This window comes from Streptomyces sp. NBC_00287, assembly GCF_036173105.1.
In the GTDB taxonomy this organism is placed as follows: Bacteria; Actinomycetota; Actinomycetes; order Streptomycetales; family Streptomycetaceae; genus Streptomyces.
Genome location: NZ_CP108053.1, coordinates 841,381 through 861,276, shown reverse-complemented (window position 1 = coordinate 861,276; position 19,896 = coordinate 841,381). Strand labels below are relative to the sequence as shown.

Below are 19,896 nucleotides of genomic sequence, written 5' to 3'. Positions count from 1 at the left end.
GGGGCCCGCAAGGGGCCATCGTCTATCGTGGCCGGGTGAAGATCGCGCTGATGGACTCCGGAATCGGCTTGCTGGCGGCCACGGCCGCGGTACGACGGCTGCGGCCCGACGCAGATCTCGTCCTCTCCCTGGACCCGGACGGCATGCCCTGGGGTCAGCGGACCCTCGAGGACCTCATCCAGCGCGCCGTCGGCGTCGCCGAGGCCGCCGCGGCGCACCGGCCCGACGCCCTGATCATCGGCTGCAACACCGCGACCGTGCACGCGCTGCCCACCCTGCGCACCCGCCTGGAACCGGCCATTCCGGTCGTCGGTACGGTCCCCGCGATCAAGCCGGCCGCGGCCGGCGGCGGACCCGTCGCGATCTGGGCGACGCCCGCCACCACCGGCAGCGCCTACCAGCGGGGCCTCATCGAGGACTTCGCCGACGGTGTGACGGTCACCGAGGTGCCCTGCTTCGGGCTCGCCGAGGCCGTGGAGCACGCGGACGAGGACGCCATCGCCGCTTCCGTCGCCGCGGCCGCCGCCCTGACCCCCGACGACGTGACGACGGTCGTCCTGGGCTGCACCCATTACGAGCTGGTCGCCGAGCGCATCCGCGCCGCCGTGCAGCGCCCCGGCCTGCCGCCGCTCGTCCTGCACGGCTCCGCCGGAGCGGTCGCCGCCCAGGCGCTGCGCCGGATCGGCGCGCAACCCGCGCCCGAGGCCGACGTCAGCGGCAGCCTCACGGTGCTGCTGAGCGGACGCGAGGGCACCCTGCCCGAGCCCGCCCTGGCCTACGAGGAAGGCCAACTGCTCCGGACGGTCACCCCGACTCGGTGACCGACGGCCGGCAGAAGGACGCCCACCCGGACCAGTCACCCTGCGCAACGAGGTACCCGCGCAGCGAAACCTGAGTAACCTCATTGCCATGAGGGAGCACCCCCAGGGCGAACACGCGCCGCACCCCGACGTCTGGACCGGACGCGCCACCAACCGCGTCCAATGGCTGCTGGCGCTGGTCGGTGCCGCCTGCATGGCGCTCGGCATCGAGCTGGCCGTCGACTCGGCCTGGACCTCCGGCGTCGCCCCGCTCGCGATGGCCGTCGTCGGCTGCATCGCGGCGGGCCTGCTGGTGCTCTTCGGCACCCTGGCGTTCGTGCATGTCGCCCTGAAGGTCGACAAGGAGTGCCTCGAGGTGCGCTGCGGCCACATGGGTGTGCCGCGCCGCCGTATCCCGCTGTCGCATGTCGCGGGCGCGGACTTCGACCCGCTGGTGACCCCGCGCCACTGGGGCGGCTGGGGCTACCGCTGGCGGCCCGAGAAGGGCACCGCGGTCGTCGTACGGCGTGGTGAGGGTGTGGTGCTGCGGCTGTGGGACGGGCATACGTTCACGATCACCGTGGACGACGCCGAGGCCGCGGTGCGGGTGATCAGGGACCGGCTGCGCGCGGGCACTCCCGGCGCGGCGCACTGAGCTCACACGGCGCGGTGGGGGCGTGCCTCCGGCACGTCGGCGGCTGACGCGTCGGGCATCGGGCGGGCCGTGGCCAGCCCGGCCAAGAGTCCCGCGCCGACGGACACCGTGGTGAAGCTGAGCGCGTTGCCGACCGCGGCGATCGCCGCGAGACCCGTCAGGGCCGCGCCCGCGGTGAGTACGACCGGGGTCGGGCGGGGAGCCCGCCAGAGCGCGAACAGCACCCAGCCGAACGCCGCCGCCAGCAGCACCACTCCGACGACTCCCTGCTCGGCGGCCTGCTGCAAGGGCGCCGAGTGCGGTTTGCCGTCGGAGAGCAGGGTGCTGGTCGCCGTCGTGCTCAGCTCCCCGAACCGTCCCGGGCCCACGCCCAGGGCGGCGTCCTGGCGCGCCAGGTCCAGGGCGTCGTGCCACAGGTCCAGACGGTGCCCGGTCAGCTGGCCCTCCAGCGACGCGGTGAGCCCGTCCGGCACCGCCTTTCCGGCGACCGCCCAGGTCAGGCCGGTCACCAGGGCCGTGGTCAGGGCCAGTCCGGCGATGCCGACACCGCGGTGGGGCATTCGGTCGGCGGCGAGGGAGCACAGCAGCACCGCGGAGCAGACGACGAAGCCGGTGGTGGAGCCGAGGGCGGCCGCGGTCACCGCGATGCCGGCGGCCAGCAGGCGCAGGGCGAGCCGCAGGGCAGGGGTGGTGGTGGCCCAGGCGGCGCAGCAGGCGGCGCCCGCGGAGAGGGTGAGCAGGGCGGCGGTGGCACCGGCGTGGCCGAGCGGCGGGATGATCTCGGGGTCCGGGCCGAGCCGGGGGAGGGTGACCGTCAGGGCCACTCCGGCCAGCGCCGCGGCGCAGGGTACGGCGACCGGCAGCAGGGTTCCGCCGATCCGGCCCGCCGCGTAACCGGCGGCGACCGCCAGGATCGCGAGCAGGACGCCCTCGGGCCGGCCGTCCTGGACCGCGGCCGTGACCAGGGACCAGGTGGCGCAGGCGCCGAGCACCACGACGCCCGCCGCGTCAGAAACGTTTCGTCTTTCTCCGATGTCTCTGGCGCCCTCAGAACCGGCCGCAGACGTCATCCCCGTGGCACCCACCCCGACCCCCGCTACCCGGTCGCCCCCACAACCGTGACGAAACGTTACGACACGGCCCTGACCGGCTCGTACGACACTTGCTCCGGCACACCGTAACGGCTGATGGACGATTTGTGGACGTCTTGGGCAGGAACGATGCGGCACACAGGGCGCCGCCGCCCCCTGGACCGCGCTGTCGGTGCCAAGGTCAACCGCCGTACACTCCCACAGTGACCGTCACCGCAACCTCCGTGGACGAGTCGGACCAGGTGAATCCGCTCGCGCCCGCCCCGCGCCGGGTGTGGCTCGCGCGCCTGCTTCCGGCTCTCGCCGCGGCGCTCTTCGGAGTGCTGCTCTACGTCAGCTTCCCGCCACGCACTGTGTGGTGGCTGGCCGTGCCGGCCTTCGCGGGGTTCGGCTGGTTGCTGCGCGGCCGCAGCTGGAAGGCGGGCCTCGGTCTCGGTTACCTCTTCGGCCTGGGCTTCCTGCTGCCCCTGCTGGTGTGGACGGGCGTGGAGGTCGGCCCCGGTCCCTGGATCGCGCTGGTCGTCATCGAGGCGATCTTCGTCGCGCTGGTCGGCGCGGGCGTCGCCGCGGTCTCCCGGCTGCCGGGCTGGCCCGTGTGGGCCGCGGCCCTGTGGATCGCCGGGGAGGCGGCACGCGCGCGTGCGCCGTTCAGCGGCTTCCCCTGGGGCAAGATCGCCTTCGGTCAGGCAGACGGCGTCTTCCTGCCGCTCGCCGCGGTAGGCGGCACCCCGGTGCTCGGGTTCGCGGTCGTCCTGTGCGGCTTCGGCCTGTGCGAGGTGATCCGGCTCGCCGCGGACCAGCGGCGCACCCGGGCCGTGCAGCGGTCCGCCGCGGCTGTGGCGCTGCTGAGCGTCGCCGTTCCCTTCGCCGGTGCGCTGGCCGCCCGGCCGCTGGTGAGCGACAAGGCCGAGAACGGCACGGTGACCGTGGCGGTCATCCAGGGCAATGTGCCGCGCGCGGGTCTTGACTTCAACTCCCAGCGCCGGGCCGTGCTCGACTACCACGCGCGGGAGACCGAGCGGCTGGCCGCCGAGATTAAGGCCGGCAAGGTCGCCAAGCCCGACTTCGTGTTGTGGCCCGAGAACTCCTCCGACATCGACCCCTTCGCCAACCCCGACGCGCGCGTGGTCATCGATACGGCAGCCAAGGCCATCGGGGTGCCGATCTCGGTCGGCGGAGTCGTGGAACGCGACGGCAAGCTGCTCAACGAGCAGATCCTGTGGGACCCGGTCGAGGGACCGCTCCAGACGTACGACAAGCGGCAGATCCAGCCGTTCGGCGAGTACCTGCCGCTGCGGTCGATGATCGGGGCGATCAACTCCGAGTGGACGTCGATGGTCCGCCAGGACTTCAGCCGGGGCAGCACACCGGGTGTGTTCACCATCGACGGCACCAAGGTGGGCCTCGCCACCTGTTACGAGGCCGCGTTCGACTGGGCGGTGCGCGACACCGTCACCGACGGCGCGCAGATGATCTCCGTGCCGAGCAACAACGCCACCTTCGACCGCAGCGAGATGACCTACCAGCAGCTCGCCATGTCCCGGGTGCGGGCCGTGGAGCACAGCCGGACCGTCACGGTCCCGGTGACCAGCGGCGTCAGCGCGATCATCATGCCGGACGGCACCATCACCCAGAAGACCGGCATGTTCGTGGCCGACTCCCTGGTGCAGAAGGTGCCCCTGCGCTCCTCCCAGACGCCCGCCACACGGCTCGGCATCCTGCCGGAGATCGCCCTGGTGCTGGTCGCCGCGGGCGGACTCGGCTGGGCGATCGGCGCCGGTTTGCGCAAGAGGCAGGCCGCACCGGCCCGTTAGGGTCGAGGGCATGCCTACACCTGACTTCATTCGTACGATCCGGGCCTCCGCCGGGAACCAGCTGCTGTGGCTGCCCGGAGTGAGCGCCGTTGTCTTCGACGACGGAGGCCGGGTCCTGCTGGGGCAGCGGGCGGACAACCACCAGTGGACGGTGATCTCGGGGATCCCGGACCCCGGTGAGCAGCCCGCGACCGCTGCCGTGCGGGAGGTGTACGAGGAGACGGGGGTGTACTGCGTCGTCGAACGCGTCGTCCTTGTCCGGTCCGGGAAAGAGGTCGCCTACCCCAACGGCGACAAGTGCCAGTTCATGGACATCACCTTTCGCTGCCGGGCCGTCGGCGGCGAGGCGCGTGTGAACGATGACGAGTCGTTGCAGGTCGGCTGGTTCGACGTGGATGGGCTGCCCACGATGGGCGAACGCCAGTTGTTCCGGATCAAACAGGCCCTGTCCGACGAACCCACATGGTTCGAGACCACGACTTCCGACTGAAGTATGGGTGCTGACCACATGGGTCGAGGCGCAAGCGCTGCCTAGGGTCGGGGCATGACCGCGTCCAACGCCTTCCCGGCACCCCCCGCTCCCTCGCTCGACCTCGGCGGCCGCACCGCCCTTGTCACCGGCGCCGCCGGTGGCATCGGCCGCGCCTGTGCGCTTCGGCTCGCGGCCGCCGGGGCCAAGGTCAGAGCGGTCGACCGGGACGCCGCGGGCCTGGAGGCGCTCGCCGAGCAGTGCCGGGGCCTCGCGGGCACGGTCGAGCCGCACCCCCTCGACCTCACCGACCTCGACGCCGCCGAACTCGCCGCGGCCGGCACCGACGTCCTCGTCAACAACGCCGGACTGCAACTGGTGCGCCCTCTGGAGGAGTTCCCGCCCGATGTCTTCCACACGGTGCTCACCGTGATGCTGGAGGCACCGTTCCGGCTCATCCGCGGCGCCCTGCCCCATATGTACGGCCAGGGCTGGGGCCGTATCGTCAATGTGTCCTCCGTGCACGGGCTGCGGGCCTCCGCCTACAAGGCGGCCTATGTGTCCGCCAAGCACGGACTGGAGGGTCTGTCCAAGACCGCCGCCCTGGAGGGCGCCCCCCATGGCGTCACCTCGAACTGTGTGTGCCCCTCCTATGTGCGCACCCCCCTGGTCGAGAAGCAGATCGCCGACCAGGCCCGGGCCCACGGCATCCCCGAAGAGCGCGTCCTGACCGACGTCATGCTGCAGGACAGCGCGCTCAAGCGGCTCATCGAGCCGGACGAGGTCGCCGAGGCGGTGGCGTATCTGTGCAGTCCGCAGGCCTCCTTCGTGACCGGCACGTCGCTCGTTCTCGACGGCGGCTGGACGGCGCACTGAGCGGTCGCGCGCCCCGGGTTGTCCACAGGGGCTGACCCGGTGGCGGTGTGATGAGGAATCCTGTGAGCATGTCCCGCGATCACGTGCAGTCCGCAGAGCGCTCCGCCGGCCCTTCGCCGGACGGCGGTGCCCAGGCACCGTTCCTCGAACTGCTGGCCCGAGGCGCCTCGGCCGACGCCTACGAGCAGCCGGTGCTGCTCGCCCGCGCCGAGGGACAGCCCGCCGAGCGGATCGCCGCGCTGGAGGCGGCGAAGCTGCTCGCGCTGCGGGTCCGCTCGGAGCTGGAGGGACGACGTCGACGCGAGGCCGAACTGTCGGCGCTGTTCGAGACGGCGCACGACCTGGCGGGCCTGCGGGACCTGGACGCCGTACTCCAGGCGATCGTGCAGCGTGCCCGATCGCTGCTCGGCACCGATGTCGCCTACCTCAGCCTGAACGACCCCAAGCGCGGCGACACCTATATGCGGGTGACCGAGGGCTCGGTCGCCGCTCGCTTCCAGCAACTGCGCCTCGGCATGGGGGAAGGGCTCGGCGGCCTCGTCGCCCAGACGGCGCGCCCCTATGTCACCGACGACTACTTCCAGGACGACCGGTTTCGGCACACCCAAAGCATCGACTCCGGTGTGCGCGACGAGGGCCTGGTGGCGATCTGCGGGGTGCCGCTGATGCTGGGGCACCACGTCATCGGCGTGCTGTTCGCGGCGGACCGGCGGGCCCGGGTCTTCGAGCGGGAGCAGATCGCTGTGCTGGGCTCCTTCGCCGCCCTGGCCGCGGCCGCCATCGACACCGCCAACCTGCTCACCGAGACCCGCTCGGCCCTGGCGGATCTGGAGCGGGCCAACGAGATCATCCGGGACCGCAGCGGCGTCATCGAGCGCGCCTCCGACGTCCACGACCGGCTCGCCGAACTCGTGCTGCGCGGCGGCGGAGTACACGACGTGGCCGCCGCGGTCGCCGAAGTCCTCGACGGCACCGTCGAGTTCACCGAGAGCGCCCCGGCCCGCGCGTTGGAGACCTCCCGCGCCGAAGGCCACGCCGTACGGCACCAGGACGACTGGATCGCGGCCGTGGCCGCGGGCGGTGAACTCCTCGGCGCGCTCGTGCTGCACGGCCACCCCGGACTCGACCCTGTCGACCAGCGCACCCTGGAGCGCGCCGCCATGGTCACCTCGCTGCTGCTGCTCGCCCGGCGCTCGGCCGCCGAGGCCGAACAGCGGGTCCGCGGCGAGCTGTTGGACGACCTGTTGAACGGACGTGACCGCGACCCGCGCCTGCTGCGCGAGCGTGCCGCCCGGCTCGAGGCCGACCTGGACGCCACCCATGTGGTCCTCGCCGCCCGCCTCGACGGCCCCCCGGCAGGCGCAGACCAGGAGGCCGACGCCCGTCGGCGCCTGTGGTCCGCCGCCTCGCATCTTGCCGCGACCCGGCACGGCCTGGCCGCGGCCCGGGACGGCGGCACTGTCCTGCTGCTGCCCCTGGAAGCGGGCGACACCGCCACCGACACCGCCCGCCGCACCGCCCACCACCTGGGCACCGCCGTCCACGAGCCGGTCACCGTCGGCGCCTCCGCCCCGGTCGAGGACCTCGCCACCTACCCCGACGCCGTGGCCGCCGCCTACGAGGAGGGCCGCCGCTGCCTGGACGCCCTACAGCTGCTCGGGCGCCGCGGGGACGGTGCCGCGGCCGAGGACTTCGGCTTCGTCGGACTGCTGCTGGCCGGCGACCGGGACATCACCGGCTTCGTCGAGCGCACCATCGGCCAGGTCGTGGCCTACGACGAACGACGCGGCACCGATCTGGTGCGCACCCTCGACGCCTACTTCGCCAGCGGGATGAGCCCCGCCCGCACCAAGGACGACCTGCACGTCCATGTGAATACGGTCGCCCAGCGCCTGGAGCGCGTCGGCCGTCTGCTCGGCGACGACTGGCAGAGCCCGGCCCGCGCCCTGGAGATCCAGCTGGCGCTGCGGCTGCACCGGCTGGCGGGGTGAGCGGTTCAGGAACATGAATCAGCCCCCGACCGAGGTGACGGTCGGGGGCTGAGCCGCTCAAGGTCAGCGGACCGAGGCCGGGTCCGTGGCGTCCTGCGGAGAGTCGGTGGCGCCGATCTGCGACAGATCGCGGTGCCGCGTCTCACGGGCCGCCGCCAGGGCGACGAGCGTGATGGCCACCGCGGCCAGCAGGTACAGCGAGATCAGGGTCGAGCCGTCGGATTCCACCAGCAGCGCCGTCGCGATGAGCGGCGCCGGAGCCCCGGCCGCGACGGAGGCGAACTGCGCGCCGATCGACGCGCCCGAGTAGCGCATGCGGGTCGCGAACATCTCGGAGAAGAACGCCGCCTGCGGCGCGTACATCGCGCCGTGGAAGATCAGGCCCACCGTCACCGCGACGATCAGCAGGCCGAAGCTCTCGGAGTCGACGAGGGCGAAGAAGGGGAATGCCCAGGCGCCCATCCCGATCGCGCCCAGCAGATAGACCGGACGGCGGCCCCAGCGGTCGGACAGTGCGCCCCAGCCCGGGATCACCGCGAAGTGGATCGCGGAGGCGATCAGGACGGCGTTCAGGGCGGTCTGCTTCTCCAGACCGGTGTGGTCCACGGCGTACACCAGGATGAAGGCCGTGATCACGTAGTACGAGATGTTCTCGGCCATCCGCGCGCCCATCGCGATGAGCACGTCCTTCCAGTGGTGCCGCAACACCGCGACCAGCGGCATCTTCTCGACGATCTGCTCGGCCTTGCGCGCCTCGGCCTGCGCCAGCGCCGCCTTGAACACCGGTGACTCGTCGACCGACAGCCGGATCCACATCCCGACGATCACCAGTACGCCGGAGAGCAGGAACGGCACGCGCCAGCCCCAGGACTCGAACGTGGCGTCGCTCTGCAGCGCCGTCAGGGCGGCCAGCACGCCGGTGGCGAGGAGCTGACCTGCGGGCGCCCCGGTCTGCGGCCACGACGCCCAGAAGCCGCGCCGCCGCGCGTCCCCGTGCTCGGACACCAGCAGCACGGCACCGCCCCACTCACCGCCGAGCGCAAAGCCCTGGACCAGCCGCAGCACGGTCAGCAGCACCGGAGCGGCGCTGCCGATGGTCTCGTGGGTGGGCAGCAGCCCGATGGCGAAGGTGGCGCCGCCCATCAGCAGCAGACTGAGGACGAGCAGCTTCTTGCGTCCCAGCCGGTCCCCGTAGTGCCCGAACACGAGCGCGCCGATGGGCCGGGCGGCGAATCCGACGGCGTAGGTGAGGAAGGAGAGCAGGGTGCCGACGAGGGGGTCGGAGTCGGGGAAGAAGAGCGTGTTGAAGACCAGTGCGGCGGCGGCACCGTAGAGGAAGAAGTCGTACCACTCGATAGTTGTGCCGATGAGGCTGGCGGCGACGATGCGCTTCAGACTGGCTGGAGTTGGGGGAGCGGATGCTGCGGAGGCCATGTGCGCCACTTCCTCGTGTGCGGTGGGGACGGGTACGTGTCGGCACACCGTAGAAACACGCAGGTCAGGCGCACATGTGGTGGGACAACATAGTTCGGGGCCGGGTTATGCGTCGGACCACTATGCCAGCAGGTTCTTCGTCTGCTGAGAAGTCCGTCGGCTTTCCGGCTGGGTGGTGAAGGCGCCGCCTCCCTTCCGGCTCGGCACCGCTTCACAATGGCTGCCATGGACCTGCGTGAGTTCGGTGAGTTCCTGAGGTCGCGGCGCGACCGCATCCAGCCCGATGAGGTGGGTGTGCCGGTGAGCGCCCGACGCCGGGTCCCGGGATTGCGCCGGGACGAGGTGGCCGTACTGGCTGGGGTGTCGGTCGACTATTACAACCAGCTCGAGCAGGGGCGCGGTGCGCAGCCTTCGGAGCAGATCGTGGCGGCGCTCGCCCGTGCCCTGCGGCTGACACGGGACGAGCGCGCGCATCTGTACTTCCTGGCCGGCCGCCCGGTGCCGCCGCGGCACAGCTTGGCCGCGCATGTACATCCCGGCATGCTGGATCTCCTTCAGCGGCTGCCCGCGACGCCCGCGGCGGTGATCACCGATCTGCATGCCACCCTCGTCCAGAACCGGCTCGCCACCGCGCTGCTCGGGCCGGCCGGTGCGGCAACCGGCCGTGAGGCCGGGTTCGTGTACCGCTGGTTCACCGACCCGGATGCCCGCGGCCGGTATCACCCGGACGAACACGACCACCAGTCACGTGTCTTCGTGGCCGACCTGCGGGCGGTGGCGGCCCGGCGTGGCAAAGACGCCGAAGTCGCGGGCCTGATCGGTGAGTTGCTGTCGTCGAGTGAGGAGTTCGCCGGTCTGTGGGCGCGCCAGGAAGTCGCCGTACGCCGGTCCGACCGTAAGCGGCTCGTGCATCCGCAACTCGGCGTCATCACCCTCGACTGCCTCAGTCTGCTCAGTGAGGACGGGACGCAGCGGCTGTTGTGGTTCACCGCTCCGCTCGGCGGGGAGTCGGCGGAGAAGCTCGCGCTGCTTGATGTTCTGGGCGGTCAGGATGTCGCTACGGACATCTCCTTGCGCCGCTGAACTCCCCGGGGCGGTGAACTCCCCTGTCCGGGGCGGGCGTTGGAGCTCAGGGGCGGACGATCACCTTGCCCTTCGCATGCCCCTGAGCGAGATGGTCGAACGCCGCGGCGGCGTCCTCGAGGGGGACCGTACGGTCGACGACGATCTCCAGGCCCTCGTCGGCCGCGGCCGCGACCTTCGCGAGGCGGTCGGCGTCGGAGGTGTGGAAGAGGAACTCGGCGCGGATACCACGGGCGGCGGCCCGTTCGGCGTTGGGCGGGACGTTGAGGGCGATCAGCAGCCCGCCGGGTCCGAGCACGTCGAGCGACGCGGCCTCGGTGGCGCCGCCGACCGGGTCGACGACCACGTCGACGTGCGGGACGATGGTGCGGAAATCCGTCGTGGTGTAGTCGATCACCTCGTGCGCGCCGAGTTTTCCGGCGAGGGCCGCGCCGGCCGATGACGCCGTGGTGACCACCCGCGCGCCTGCCCTGCGCGCGAACTGGACGACGAACCCGCCGACGCCGCCGGCCCCGCCGTGCACGAGGAGCGTACGACCGGGCTGTACGTCCGCCACCTCGAACACGACCTGCCACGCCGTCGCGGCCGCGGTCGCCAGACCCGCCGCGGCGGGCAACGGCACCGCGCCCGGAGCGGCCACGAGGCTCGACACGGGCACGACGGCGTACTCGGCGAGAGCTCCGCCGGACGCCGGATCGGTGCGGGCCAGGACCGCATCGCCGACCTTCCGTCCGGCGACACCGGGCCCCATCCGCTCGATGGTGCCTGCGAGGTCGGTACCCACCACCGAGGGGAAGGCGATGGGGAAGTAGTCGTGGACCTGGCCTGCGCCGATCTTGACGTCCAGTGGGTTGAGGGCCGCTCCGGAGACCCGGATCAGGACCTCGCCCGGTCCGGGGGACGGCTTGGGGATGTCGGCGACGACCGGGCGCACTCCGTAGGCGGTGTACTGCAGCGACTTCATGTCTGGGCTTCTCTCTGTGCTCTTGGGCGTTCGTGAGTGTTCTTCAGCGGTGTCAGTGCGAGGGCAGGGCCTCGACCTGCCGCAGCCAGTCGAGCCAGTCCTCCAGGTGCCAGGTGCGGACGACGCGGCCGCCGCTGATCTCGTGGAACTCGTGGATCCGTACGGCGCACGCGCGGCCGGTCGGAGCGACCCCGAACAGCTCGCCGGTGTGCGTGCCGCGCATCTCCCCGCGTACGCCGATGAACCCGTCGCCGTCAGGCCCACGCCCGTCGACGATTCTGAACGCGGGGTATGTCGTCCCAGTCGTCAGCGACGATGGAGTCGAGGAGTTCGGGCCTGCCGCTGAACGCTTCGTAGAACGTTCCGATCAGCTTCTCGACGTCGGTGGTGCGGTCGCTCATGGCTCACTCCTAAGGCGGGGTGGTGCGTGTGGTGGTCTGGAGCAGGTCGGCGATGCCGAGCCGCTGGAAGAACGCGCGCTGCTTCGCCTGTCGTACGGAGTCGAAGTCCTCGACACCCTTGTGCTGCGGGTCGACGAAGAGGCGCCGCGGCCGCTTGCCGAGCGGGGCACGGAGCGCGTCGGCCAGGGCCGTGCCGACGGAGTCGACGCGTGCGGCCGTGCCCGAGTGTGCGATGTCGATGGCGTGCAGGCGGCTGGCCAACTGGTCTGCACGGTCGGGCAGTTCGCCGTACTGGGCGACGACGGCCGCGTCCGCTGGCGGGGTGCTGTGCGCGAAGTGCTCGGTGCCCTCGGTGAACGCGCCCGGTACGACGATGACGGTGTCGATGCCGTACGGCGCGACCTCCAGGCCCATCGATTCGGCGAGGCACTCGCCCGCCGCCTTGCTCGCGATGTACGGCGCCATGAATGGCTCGGCGATGTGCGCGGTCGTACTGCTGACGTGGACGAGGGTGCCCGAGCCCTGGCGGCGCATAACCGGCAGCACGGCGCGGTTCACGCGCAGCCAGGACACGGCGTTGGTGTCGAGGATCCGCAGGAACTGCTCCGGCGTGAACGCCTCGGCGACACCGGTCATGAGCATCCCGGCGTTGTTCACCATGACGTCGATCCGGCCGCGCTCCGCCAGGACCAGGTCGACGGCGCTGCGGCATCCGGTGTCGCAGAGCACATCCAACTCGACCGGTGACAGGCTGAGTTGCTCGGTCTCGGCCTGTTGGCGCAGATCGGCGGCGCGCCGGCTGCCCCGCACCTCGCGCAGACCGGCGTACACCACATGTCCGGCGCGAGCGAGTTCCACGGCGACGGCGCGGCCGATACCGCTGCCCGCGCCCGTCACGACGACGACCTGGCCCGAACCACCGGCGGCCCCGGTCATCTGCTGGGATTCCATGCTCGCGCCCCTGTCTGTATGCCTCGGCCCCACGGACATCACCATGCGTCCGTGGCCGTCGGCGGGAGAAGGCGGAGCTCACGCTGGTGACGGCGGCACCACGCTGAGACGGTCGCCCGGGCGGCCCGTGGCTAGGCTGGACCGCGTCGCACGGTCCGACAACGCCGACGGGGGACTCGATGGGGAAAGACCGGGTGCGGCTGCGCGCCCGTACGCGCGAGAGGGCAGCCGTCGAAGGGCTCGTCGCGGCGGCGCGGTCGGGGCGGGGCGGGGCCCTCGTCCTGGTGGGTGAGGCCGGGATCGGCAAGACCGCGCTGCTCGCCCACGGCGTCGAGGTGGCGTCGGGGTTCGAGCAACTGCGAGCCACAGGCGTGGAGTTCGAGATGGATCTGCCGTTCGCGGCGCTGCATCAGCTCTGCGGGCCGCTGCTGCCGCACGTCGATCGGCTCCCGGACACACAACGCGAGGCGATCGAGGCCGCGTTCGGGCTGCGCGCAGATGTGACGGCCGACCTGTTCCGGGTGGGGCTCGCCGTGCTCGGGCTGCTCACCGAGGCCGCCCGCGAACACCCCGTTCTCTGCGTCGTCGACGACGCCCAGTGGCTCGACAGCGCATCGGCGCGGGTCGTCGCCTTCCTCGCCCGGCGGATTGAATCCCTTGCCGTGGCCTTCACGTTCGGACTGCGGGACGGTACCGGGCAGGAAGCCTTGCGCGCGTTGCCCGCTCTTGCCGTACGCGGCCTGCCCGAGGCCGAGGCGCGGCTGATGCTCGCCGACGAGGTGCTCGCACCGCTCGACGCGGCCGTCGGCGAACGGATTCTCGCCGAGGCGCGCGGCAACCCCCTGGCCCTCCTCGAACTGGCCCGCGGCGCCGGCCCAGCGTCCCTCGCGGGCGGCTACGCCCTTCCCGACACCCTCAGCACCAGGATCGAGCAGGGCTTCCTCGACCAGGTGCGCCAACTTCCGCCCGACGCACGCCAGTTACTGCTGATCGCCGCGGCGGAACCGGTCGGCGATCCCGCGCTCCTGCAGCGGGCCTGCGGCGACCTCGGCCCCGCGGCCGCGGCAGAAGCGGCAGGGCTCATCGAGCTTGGCGCGCGCGTACGGTTTCGCCACCCTCTCGTTCGCTCCGCCGTCTACACATCGGCTCCGGTGCGCGCACGCCGGGCCGCCCACTCCGCGCTGGCCGCGGCCACCGACGAACGGACGGATCCCGACCGCCGCGCCTGGCACCGGGCCCAAGCCGTCGCGGGCGTCGACGAAGAGGTCGCGACCGCACTGGAGCGCTCGTCGCAACGGGCACAGGCACGCGGCGGTCTGGCCGCGGCCGCCGCGTTCCTGGAGAAGGCCGCTGCCCTGACGCCTGACCGGACCCGCCGCGACGCCCGGCTCCTTGCGGCCGCCCAGGCCAAGCACGACGCCGGAATCCCCGACGAGGCGCTGACCCTGCTCGCCGCCATCGACGCCGCCGGGCTCGACGGTCTCCAGCGCGCCCGCGCCGCCCTGCTGCGCGGCCGGATCTCCTTCGCGGTGCAGCGGGGCAGCGGGGCGCCGCCGCTACTGCTGGTGGCGGCGCGGCTGTTCGCGGAGTCCGCTCCGGAACTCGCCCGCGAAACCCTCCTCGAAGTGCTCTGGGCAGCGGCGTGGACCGGGCGGTTCGGCGGCGCCGAGTCGGTCGTCGGAGAGGTCGAGGCGCTGCTGCCGCGCGTGCCCTGCCCGGCCCGGCCGCGCGCCGCCGACCTCCTGCTCGACGGCATGGTGAAGCTCTTCACGCGGGGCCTCGCCGCCGCGGTTCCCGACATCCGGGCCGCGCTCGCCGCCTACGCGGACGCGGACGACGTACGGGCGCTGCCGCTCGCCTGCCGCGCCGCGTGGGGCGTCTGGGACGACGACGCGCTCGCGGTCCTCACCGCCCGGCTGACCGGCGCGGCCCGCCAGGCCGGGGCGCTCGCCGTGCTGCCGGTCGGGCTGAACTTCGATGCGTGGCTGTGCCTGCACGAAGGGCGCTTCGACCAGGCGGCCGCGCTCATCACGGAGGCCGACGCCGTCGCCGACGCGACCGGGGCGCCGCGCACCGCGTACGGCTCGGCGTTCCTGGCAGGCTGGCGCGGCGATCCCGACGAAGCGCCGCGGACGCTGCAGGCCGGGGCGCGCGAGGCGGCCGAACGAGGCGAAGCCACCGCGGTCACGATCACCGAACTCGCCGGCGCGGTCCTGCACAACGGCACGGGCGACTACGAAGCTGCCCTCGCCGCGGCACTGAAGGCGGCGGCGCAGATTCGGATCTCGGCGTTCGGGGTGTTCGCGCTGCCGGAGGTCGTCGAGGCGGCCTGCCGCCTGGGACAGCGGGACGTGGCGCTCGCCGCGGCCGAGGAACTCTCCGCACGGACCCGCCCCTGCGGCACCGACTGGGCCCTCGGAGTCGAAGCGGGCACCAGGGCCCTGGTCGCCGACGACACAGCGGCGGAGGAGCTGTACCGGACGGCAATCGAACGCCTGGGCCGGACCCGGATGCGCGCCTCCCTCGCTCGCGCCCACCTCCTGTACGGCGAGTGGCTGCGCCGCCAGGGCCGCCGTACCGACGCCAGGGTGCAACTGACCACAGCGCACGGGATGTTGGCGGCCATGGGCGCCCAGCGGTTCACGGCCCGCGCGGCGGCCGAGCTACGCGCAGCAGGCAAGCAACGCAGCCGTACGGACCAGGAGTTGACAGAGCGGGAGCGTGAAGTCCTCGTGCTCGCGGCGCGAGGGCTGCGCAACCGGGAGATCGGCATGCGGCTCTCGATCTCCGACCGGACCGTGGGCCACCACCTGGCCCACATCTACGACAAGACCGGCCACCGGACGCGGGCCGGTCTGGGGGTGTTCGCCATGGAGCACGGACTCCTGCCGGACGGTCATCGGTAGGTCGTTCGACCGATGCGTGCCCTCGCGGCCACCGGCAAGCATGGCCGAACCGGTTCCGAACGCGTTCCGGGCGGGTTCTGGGCGGGTTGCGTCAGCAACTCCCAGAACAAATCGGAGTGGGAAGGCAGTTGGTGTCATGCAGTCGAACGAAGCCGTAGTGGCCAAGATCTACGCGGACCTGGCCGAGGGCGACATCGAGGCCCTGGTCTGCAGTCTTGACGAACAGATCGAATGGGTCGTGCCGCGCAGCCTCTGGTACGGCGGGAGCTTCACCGGTCGCGAGGCGGTGGGAAAGATCTTCGAGCGCTACGCGACCGAGTGGGCGGACCTCAAGGTACTCCCCGACGCATTCGTCCCCGGCGGGGACATCGTGGTGGTCATCGGGCACTATGCGGGACGCCGCCGCGAGACCGGCAAGGCACTGTGGGCCCGCTGCGCGCACGTATGGCAGCTGCGGAACGGCGTACCGGTCCGCTTCGAGACGATCGCGGACACCCAGGTCATGGTGGAGACGGGGGAGTGACCATGGACTGCATCGCACCGTCCGAGGTCTTTCTCGACGACCTCGACTTCATGGGCAATCTGCACAACGGCCGCTATCCGCTGCTGGTCGAGCGGGCGCTGGTCAGCGTCTGGGCGCGGGGCGGGTACGCGATGGTGGACGGCGTGCCGACGCACCCGGACGTGATGCACGCAGTACTGGAGCAGACCTACCGCTACCTCACCCCGGTCCGCAGGGTCGGCCCCGTGCACGTCGAGTTCAAACTGACCAAACTGGGGCGTAGCAGCATGGTCTACGCGTTCCGGGTCCTGTCGACCGACGGCGGGACGGTCCACGCGGAAGGCACCCGCGTCGAGGTCAACATCGACATGGAGACCCTCACGACCGCACCTTGGGCGGAGCAGACCAGGGAACTGGCCGTGACCCTGTTCGGTATCCCCACCCCGGCCGACTCGGCGGGTGCCCAAGAACGAATGCCTGACCGGGCCCCGGCGACCTGACCTGCAGCGCCCGGGCGCGCCGCCGCTCTCGACACCGATCGCCGGCGTGTCCTCGCGCCGATGCCGATGCCGATGCCGTTGCCGCGCCACGGCCTCCGTCGCGGTGTCGGGCACGATCCACATCCCGGGGGCGGGACCACTGCGGGCGGTTCGCCGGTTGCCGTGCAATCCCGTCGGCGCCGTAGGTTCGCCGACACTGCACAACCACACGATGAAAACGGGGAGTTGCTTCACCATGCGCACCAACCGAAACCGCACGACCCTTACCGTCGCCGCCCTCGCGGCAGGCCTCGCTCTCACGGCCTGTGGGAGCTCGGACCAGGAGGCGGCCGGCGACGCCAGGCCTTCGGCCACGGCCTCCGCCTCCGCCATGCCGTCCGCGTCCGCGGATCTGAGCGGCAGCGGCAAGTCGCCGGGCAGCGGTGGCCCGAGCCCGTCCGAGGCCACGTCCCAGGGCAGCACCGGCGGCGGCACGGAGGGCTCGGAAGATCCCGAGGGGACGATCGAGGGCGTCAACAAGGGGAAGGGCGTCAACGGCACTTGGCTGGGCCAGGTGAGGTATCTGGCCCCGGGCAAGTTCACGATCTCGGACCTGAAGGGCACCGAGCAGCAGTTCTTCCTCGCCGCGGACACCGAGATCTGGGGCTACGGCGTCATCTGCGGCGACTCGAACACCGGCGAGGGCGGACAGGGCGGCATCGAGTGCACCGAGGCGGAACTGGAGAGGGCCGCCAAGGGGGACCGCCTCAGCGCCGAGGTCGTGGTCGCCAACGGCATCGCGACCAAGATCACCGAAGACCACTGAGCAATCCCGCTCGCAGCCGCAGCTTGACAACAGGCGAACCCATGCGGTCACCGCATTGGTTGGGCACGGGAAGGCGTGCGGGAGCGGTGTTGCTCACCTGCTGGAACACGATTGCTGACGCCGCGTCAGGCAGATCGGTCCCACAGCACATGGAGGGTGGCGGGCTTGCGGAAGACGAGACCGTAAGGAGTGGTGGGGCGGTCCGGGTCGAGGCGCAGGGCAGGGAGGCGTTCGAGCAGGCGTTGCAGGGCGATGCGGGTCTCCAGGCGGGCCAGGTGTGCGGCCAGGCAGTGGTGCGGGCCGTGCGCGAAGGCCAGTTGGAGGCGCGCGTTCTCGCGGCGGACGTCGAACCGGTCGGGGTCGGGGAAGACGGCCGGGTCGCGGTTGGCGCCCGTCAGGGAGACGGTGACCAGGTCGCCCCGGCGGATCGTGGCCGGGCCCAGGACGGTGTCGCGGGTGGCGTAGCGGTCGACGACCGCGGCGCCGGGTTCGAGGCGCAGGGACTCCTCGATCGCGCCGTCCAGCAGGTCGGGTTCGGTGCGGACAAGGGCGAGTTGGTCGGGGTGGCGCAGCAGGTGCAGCAGCGCGTTGGTGATCATCGCCTCGGTGGTCTCGATGCCGCCGAACATCAGGACCGCGGCATTGGAGGCGACCTCGGGCAGCGCCAGCCGCCCGGCGGCTGCGCCGAGAAGCGAGGAAGCGTCCTGGTCGGCGACGGTGGACTCCACGGCGGTGCGCAGCTGCGCGTACGCCGCGGCACCGGCTGCCCCGGCCGTATGCCCCGCGGTGATGTCCGAGACCGACTGCACGATGGCGTCGTACCAGGACAGCACCGTGTCCGCGGTGGCGCCGACCAGTCCCAGGGCCTCGGTGACGACGGCGACCGTGAGCGGTCCGGCGAAGGCGCGCCGCAGTTCGACACTGCCTGCGGGTTCCCAGGACGTGATGAGCCTGTCGGTCTCCAGCTCGATGAAGGAGCCGAATCCCTCGCGCACCGCCCGGGGGCGGAAGGGAGCGGCGAAGGGTTCACGGTGGTGGGTGTGCTGTTCACCGTCCAGGGACAGCATGCTCGGGCCGACGACTTGAGCGGTGGAGAATCTGGGGTCGTCGACGGTGAAGGTCTCGGTGTCCCGCATCACGCTCAACGCGAGGTCGCGCCGGGTGACCAGCCAGCCGCCCAGCTCGGGCAGCCAGGACACGGGTTCCTGCGCGCGGAGGAGCGCCAGTCGCGGATGCGGGTCCTCGGCGAGTTCGGCGAGGGTGGTCGCGGCACCGAGCGGGAAGGATGAGACGACGCTCATCGGGCAGTCCGGCCGGGCATGAGGAAATCGATCACACCATCGAGGCTAACAAGCCGCACCCCTGTGCTCGCCCGGCAGCGTCGGGGAGCAGAAGGGTGGGAGGGTTCAGGCCTTGCCCGGCAGCCGCCGGATCTGGATCTTCTGGGTGCCGAGGGAAGCGCGCAGGCCGTCGGCGCCGGCGCGTTCCGGCCACCGCCGCCATGCTGCTCGGCCTGCACGTCCGGGTCGGCACCGAGGACGCCCTGTTGCGCTGTCCGCACCGCGACGAACTCGTCGAGACCCCGCGGACCGGCAGCGCTGTACGACGTCGACGAAGTCCTGCAGCACTCATTACTCGGCCGCCTTGGCGAAGGCTCGGTGCGCCGACTCGCGGACCTTGCTCACCGAGATCGCAGTGCATACCGACGCCCAGAGTCGGGGGTTCTTGAGGGCGAGCCGGCTCAACAGGGGCTCGTCAGCCGTCACTTCACACTTCCGCTGCGTCCGATACATGATCGCCCAGCTTCCCGAGGACGACGTCGCACCGCACCTGTGGACCACGCTCGCGGGCAGGCCCCGACTGCGCCCGGAGGATGCGCGGAGCGCCGCGCACTGACTGCCCGAGCGCGCGCCTCAAAAGGCGTCCCGGGCGCGCGCCTCAGATGGCGTCGCGAATGGCCCGTTCGAAGCCCTCGACGTGCCCGCGGGCGAGCTGTGCCGCCTTGTCGGGGTCACTGGCGACGATCGCCTCGATCAACGGTCCGTGCTCTTCGACGTGGCCGGCCATGTCGGACAGGCGGTCGATGAACAGGCACCAGATGCGGGTGGCCAGGTTGTCGTGGCGGACGAGCGTGTCCTCCAGGTACGGGTTGTGCGTGGCGGCGTAGATCGCGCGGTGGACCTGAAGGTCCAGGCGCATCAGCTCGGCGGCGTCGCGCCGACGGGAGTCCACGCTCTCCAACTCCCGCAGTACGGCCGTCAGGGCCGCGCGGTCCGCGGCCGTGGCACGCCGCGCGGCCTGGGCTGCGGCCAGGGGCTCCAACTCCTGGCGTACCTCGGAGATGTGGGCCAGGTCGGTGATGTTGACGTCGGTGGCGAAGGTGCCGCGCCGGGGGTAGGTCGTGATCAGACGCTCGTACTGGAGCCGCTTGAGCGCCTCGCGCACCGGCGTCCGGCCGACGCCGAGGGACTGCCCCAGCTGTTCCTCGTTGATCGGCGCGCCCGGGCGGATCTCGAGCATGACGAGCCGGTCGCGGATGACACGGTAAGCGCGTTCGGCGAGGGACAGCTCCTCGCTGCTGGGCTCGGTCGCCACGTGCTGCATGAAGGCCCCCTTGACCTGACCGGCAAGCTCACATACCTTACCGCACAGTC

The 19,896-nt window shown here is 71.8% G+C and carries 20 protein-coding genes; 11 read left to right on the top strand and 9 right to left on the bottom strand.

The window, feature by feature from the left end; all coding sequences use genetic code 11:
- The first annotated feature begins 35 nt into the window (after nt 1-35).
- Nucleotides 36-821: a glutamate racemase gene (locus OHT76_RS04290; RefSeq protein WP_328869378.1), complete on the top strand. Its 786-nt coding sequence runs from the start codon at nt 36-38 to the stop codon at nt 819-821.
- 88 nt (nt 822-909) lie between these two features.
- Nucleotides 910-1,455, top strand: a complete 546-nt coding sequence (locus tag OHT76_RS04285) for a hypothetical protein (protein ID WP_328869377.1) — start codon at nt 910-912, stop codon at nt 1,453-1,455.
- A 2-nt stretch (nt 1,456-1,457) separates the two neighbouring features.
- On the opposite strand, the gene OHT76_RS04280 is transcribed toward OHT76_RS04285, so the two are convergent.
- A complete protein-coding gene (locus tag OHT76_RS04280) occupies nt 1,458-2,525 on the bottom strand; it encodes an O-antigen ligase family protein (RefSeq protein WP_328869376.1) in 1,068 nt (355 codons plus the stop codon).
- Between the two features lie 224 nt (nt 2,526-2,749).
- Between OHT76_RS04280 and lnt the strand changes: the two genes are divergently transcribed.
- The 4 genes from lnt to OHT76_RS04260 all read left to right on the top strand — a co-directional run bounded on the left by lnt (nt 2,750) and on the right by OHT76_RS04260 (nt 7,696).
- Nucleotides 2,750-4,360 (top strand): apolipoprotein N-acyltransferase, encoded by a 1,611-nt coding sequence (lnt, locus tag OHT76_RS04275; protein WP_328869375.1) that lies wholly within the window; start codon nt 2,750-2,752, stop codon nt 4,358-4,360.
- Nucleotides 4,361-4,370: 10 nt separating this feature from the next.
- Nucleotides 4,371-4,850: an NUDIX hydrolase gene (locus tag OHT76_RS04270; RefSeq protein WP_328869374.1), complete on the top strand. Its 480-nt coding sequence runs from the start codon at nt 4,371-4,373 to the stop codon at nt 4,848-4,850.
- 54 nt (nt 4,851-4,904) lie between these two features.
- A complete protein-coding gene (locus OHT76_RS04265) occupies nt 4,905-5,705 on the top strand; it encodes a 3-hydroxybutyrate dehydrogenase (protein WP_328869373.1) in 801 nt (266 codons plus the stop codon).
- 68 nt (nt 5,706-5,773) lie between these two features.
- Nucleotides 5,774-7,696 carry a helix-turn-helix domain-containing protein gene (locus OHT76_RS04260; RefSeq protein WP_328869372.1) on the top strand — a complete coding sequence of 641 codons (1,923 nt, stop codon included), beginning with the start codon at nt 5,774-5,776 and terminating at the stop codon, nt 7,694-7,696.
- 63 nt (nt 7,697-7,759) lie between these two features.
- Here the strand turns inward: OHT76_RS04260 and OHT76_RS04255 are convergent, their stop codons facing one another.
- Complete coding sequence (locus OHT76_RS04255) at nt 7,760-9,130, bottom strand: MFS transporter (RefSeq protein ID WP_328869371.1); 1,371 nt, start codon at nt 9,128-9,130, stop codon at nt 7,760-7,762.
- Between the two features lie 225 nt (nt 9,131-9,355).
- Here OHT76_RS04255 and OHT76_RS04250 point away from each other — a divergent pair, with 225 nt between their 5' ends.
- A complete protein-coding gene (locus OHT76_RS04250) occupies nt 9,356-10,213 on the top strand; it encodes a helix-turn-helix transcriptional regulator (RefSeq protein ID WP_328869370.1) in 858 nt (285 codons plus the stop codon).
- A gap of 46 nt (nt 10,214-10,259) precedes the next feature.
- On the opposite strand, the gene OHT76_RS04245 is transcribed toward OHT76_RS04250, so the two are convergent.
- Genes OHT76_RS04245 through OHT76_RS04230 form a run of 4 tightly spaced genes read right to left on the bottom strand, consistent with a single transcriptional unit; the run spans nt 10,260 to nt 12,529 of the window.
- A complete protein-coding gene (locus tag OHT76_RS04245; RefSeq protein ID WP_328869369.1) occupies nt 10,260-11,177 on the bottom strand; it encodes an NADP-dependent oxidoreductase in 918 nt (305 codons plus the stop codon).
- Between the two features lie 52 nt (nt 11,178-11,229).
- Nucleotides 11,230-11,400 carry an ester cyclase gene (locus tag OHT76_RS04240; RefSeq protein WP_328869368.1) on the bottom strand — a complete coding sequence of 57 codons (171 nt, stop codon included), beginning with the start codon at nt 11,398-11,400 and terminating at the stop codon, nt 11,230-11,232.
- Between the two features lie 31 nt (nt 11,401-11,431).
- Nucleotides 11,432-11,578, bottom strand: a complete 147-nt coding sequence (locus OHT76_RS04235; protein WP_328869367.1) for a hypothetical protein — start codon at nt 11,576-11,578, stop codon at nt 11,432-11,434.
- A gap of 9 nt (nt 11,579-11,587) precedes the next feature.
- A complete protein-coding gene (locus OHT76_RS04230; RefSeq protein ID WP_328869366.1) occupies nt 11,588-12,529 on the bottom strand; it encodes an SDR family NAD(P)-dependent oxidoreductase in 942 nt (313 codons plus the stop codon).
- A 179-nt stretch (nt 12,530-12,708) separates the two neighbouring features.
- On the opposite strand from OHT76_RS04230, the gene OHT76_RS04225 reads away from it, so the two are divergent.
- The 4 genes from OHT76_RS04225 to OHT76_RS04210 all read left to right on the top strand — a co-directional run bounded on the left by OHT76_RS04225 (nt 12,709) and on the right by OHT76_RS04210 (nt 17,242).
- Nucleotides 12,709-15,435: an ATP-binding protein gene (locus OHT76_RS04225; protein ID WP_328869365.1), complete on the top strand. Its 2,727-nt coding sequence runs from the start codon at nt 12,709-12,711 to the stop codon at nt 15,433-15,435.
- 136 nt (nt 15,436-15,571) lie between these two features.
- A complete protein-coding gene (locus OHT76_RS04220) occupies nt 15,572-15,958 on the top strand; it encodes a nuclear transport factor 2 family protein (protein ID WP_328869364.1) in 387 nt (128 codons plus the stop codon).
- 2 nt (nt 15,959-15,960) lie between these two features.
- Nucleotides 15,961-16,437 (top strand): acyl-CoA thioesterase, encoded by a 477-nt coding sequence (locus tag OHT76_RS04215; RefSeq protein ID WP_328869363.1) that lies wholly within the window; start codon nt 15,961-15,963, stop codon nt 16,435-16,437.
- A gap of 235 nt (nt 16,438-16,672) precedes the next feature.
- On the top strand, nt 16,673-17,242 hold the full coding sequence (locus OHT76_RS04210; protein ID WP_328869362.1) for a hypothetical protein: 570 nt from the start codon (nt 16,673-16,675) through the stop codon (nt 17,240-17,242).
- 125 nt (nt 17,243-17,367) lie between these two features.
- On the opposite strand, the gene OHT76_RS04205 is transcribed toward OHT76_RS04210, so the two are convergent.
- The 3 genes from OHT76_RS04205 to OHT76_RS04195 form a co-directional block, all read right to left on the bottom strand.
- On the bottom strand, nt 17,368-18,543 hold the full coding sequence (locus OHT76_RS04205) for a cytochrome P450 (protein WP_328869361.1): 1,176 nt from the start codon (nt 18,541-18,543) through the stop codon (nt 17,368-17,370).
- A gap of 330 nt (nt 18,544-18,873) precedes the next feature.
- Nucleotides 18,874-19,008, bottom strand: coding sequence for a hypothetical protein (locus OHT76_RS04200; RefSeq protein WP_328869360.1), 135 nt, complete (start codon nt 19,006-19,008; stop codon nt 18,874-18,876).
- Nucleotides 19,009-19,180: 172 nt separating this feature from the next.
- Nucleotides 19,181-19,846, bottom strand: coding sequence for a GntR family transcriptional regulator (locus OHT76_RS04195; RefSeq protein ID WP_328869359.1), 666 nt, complete (start codon nt 19,844-19,846; stop codon nt 19,181-19,183).
- Nucleotides 19,847-19,896: the final 50 nt, after the last annotated feature.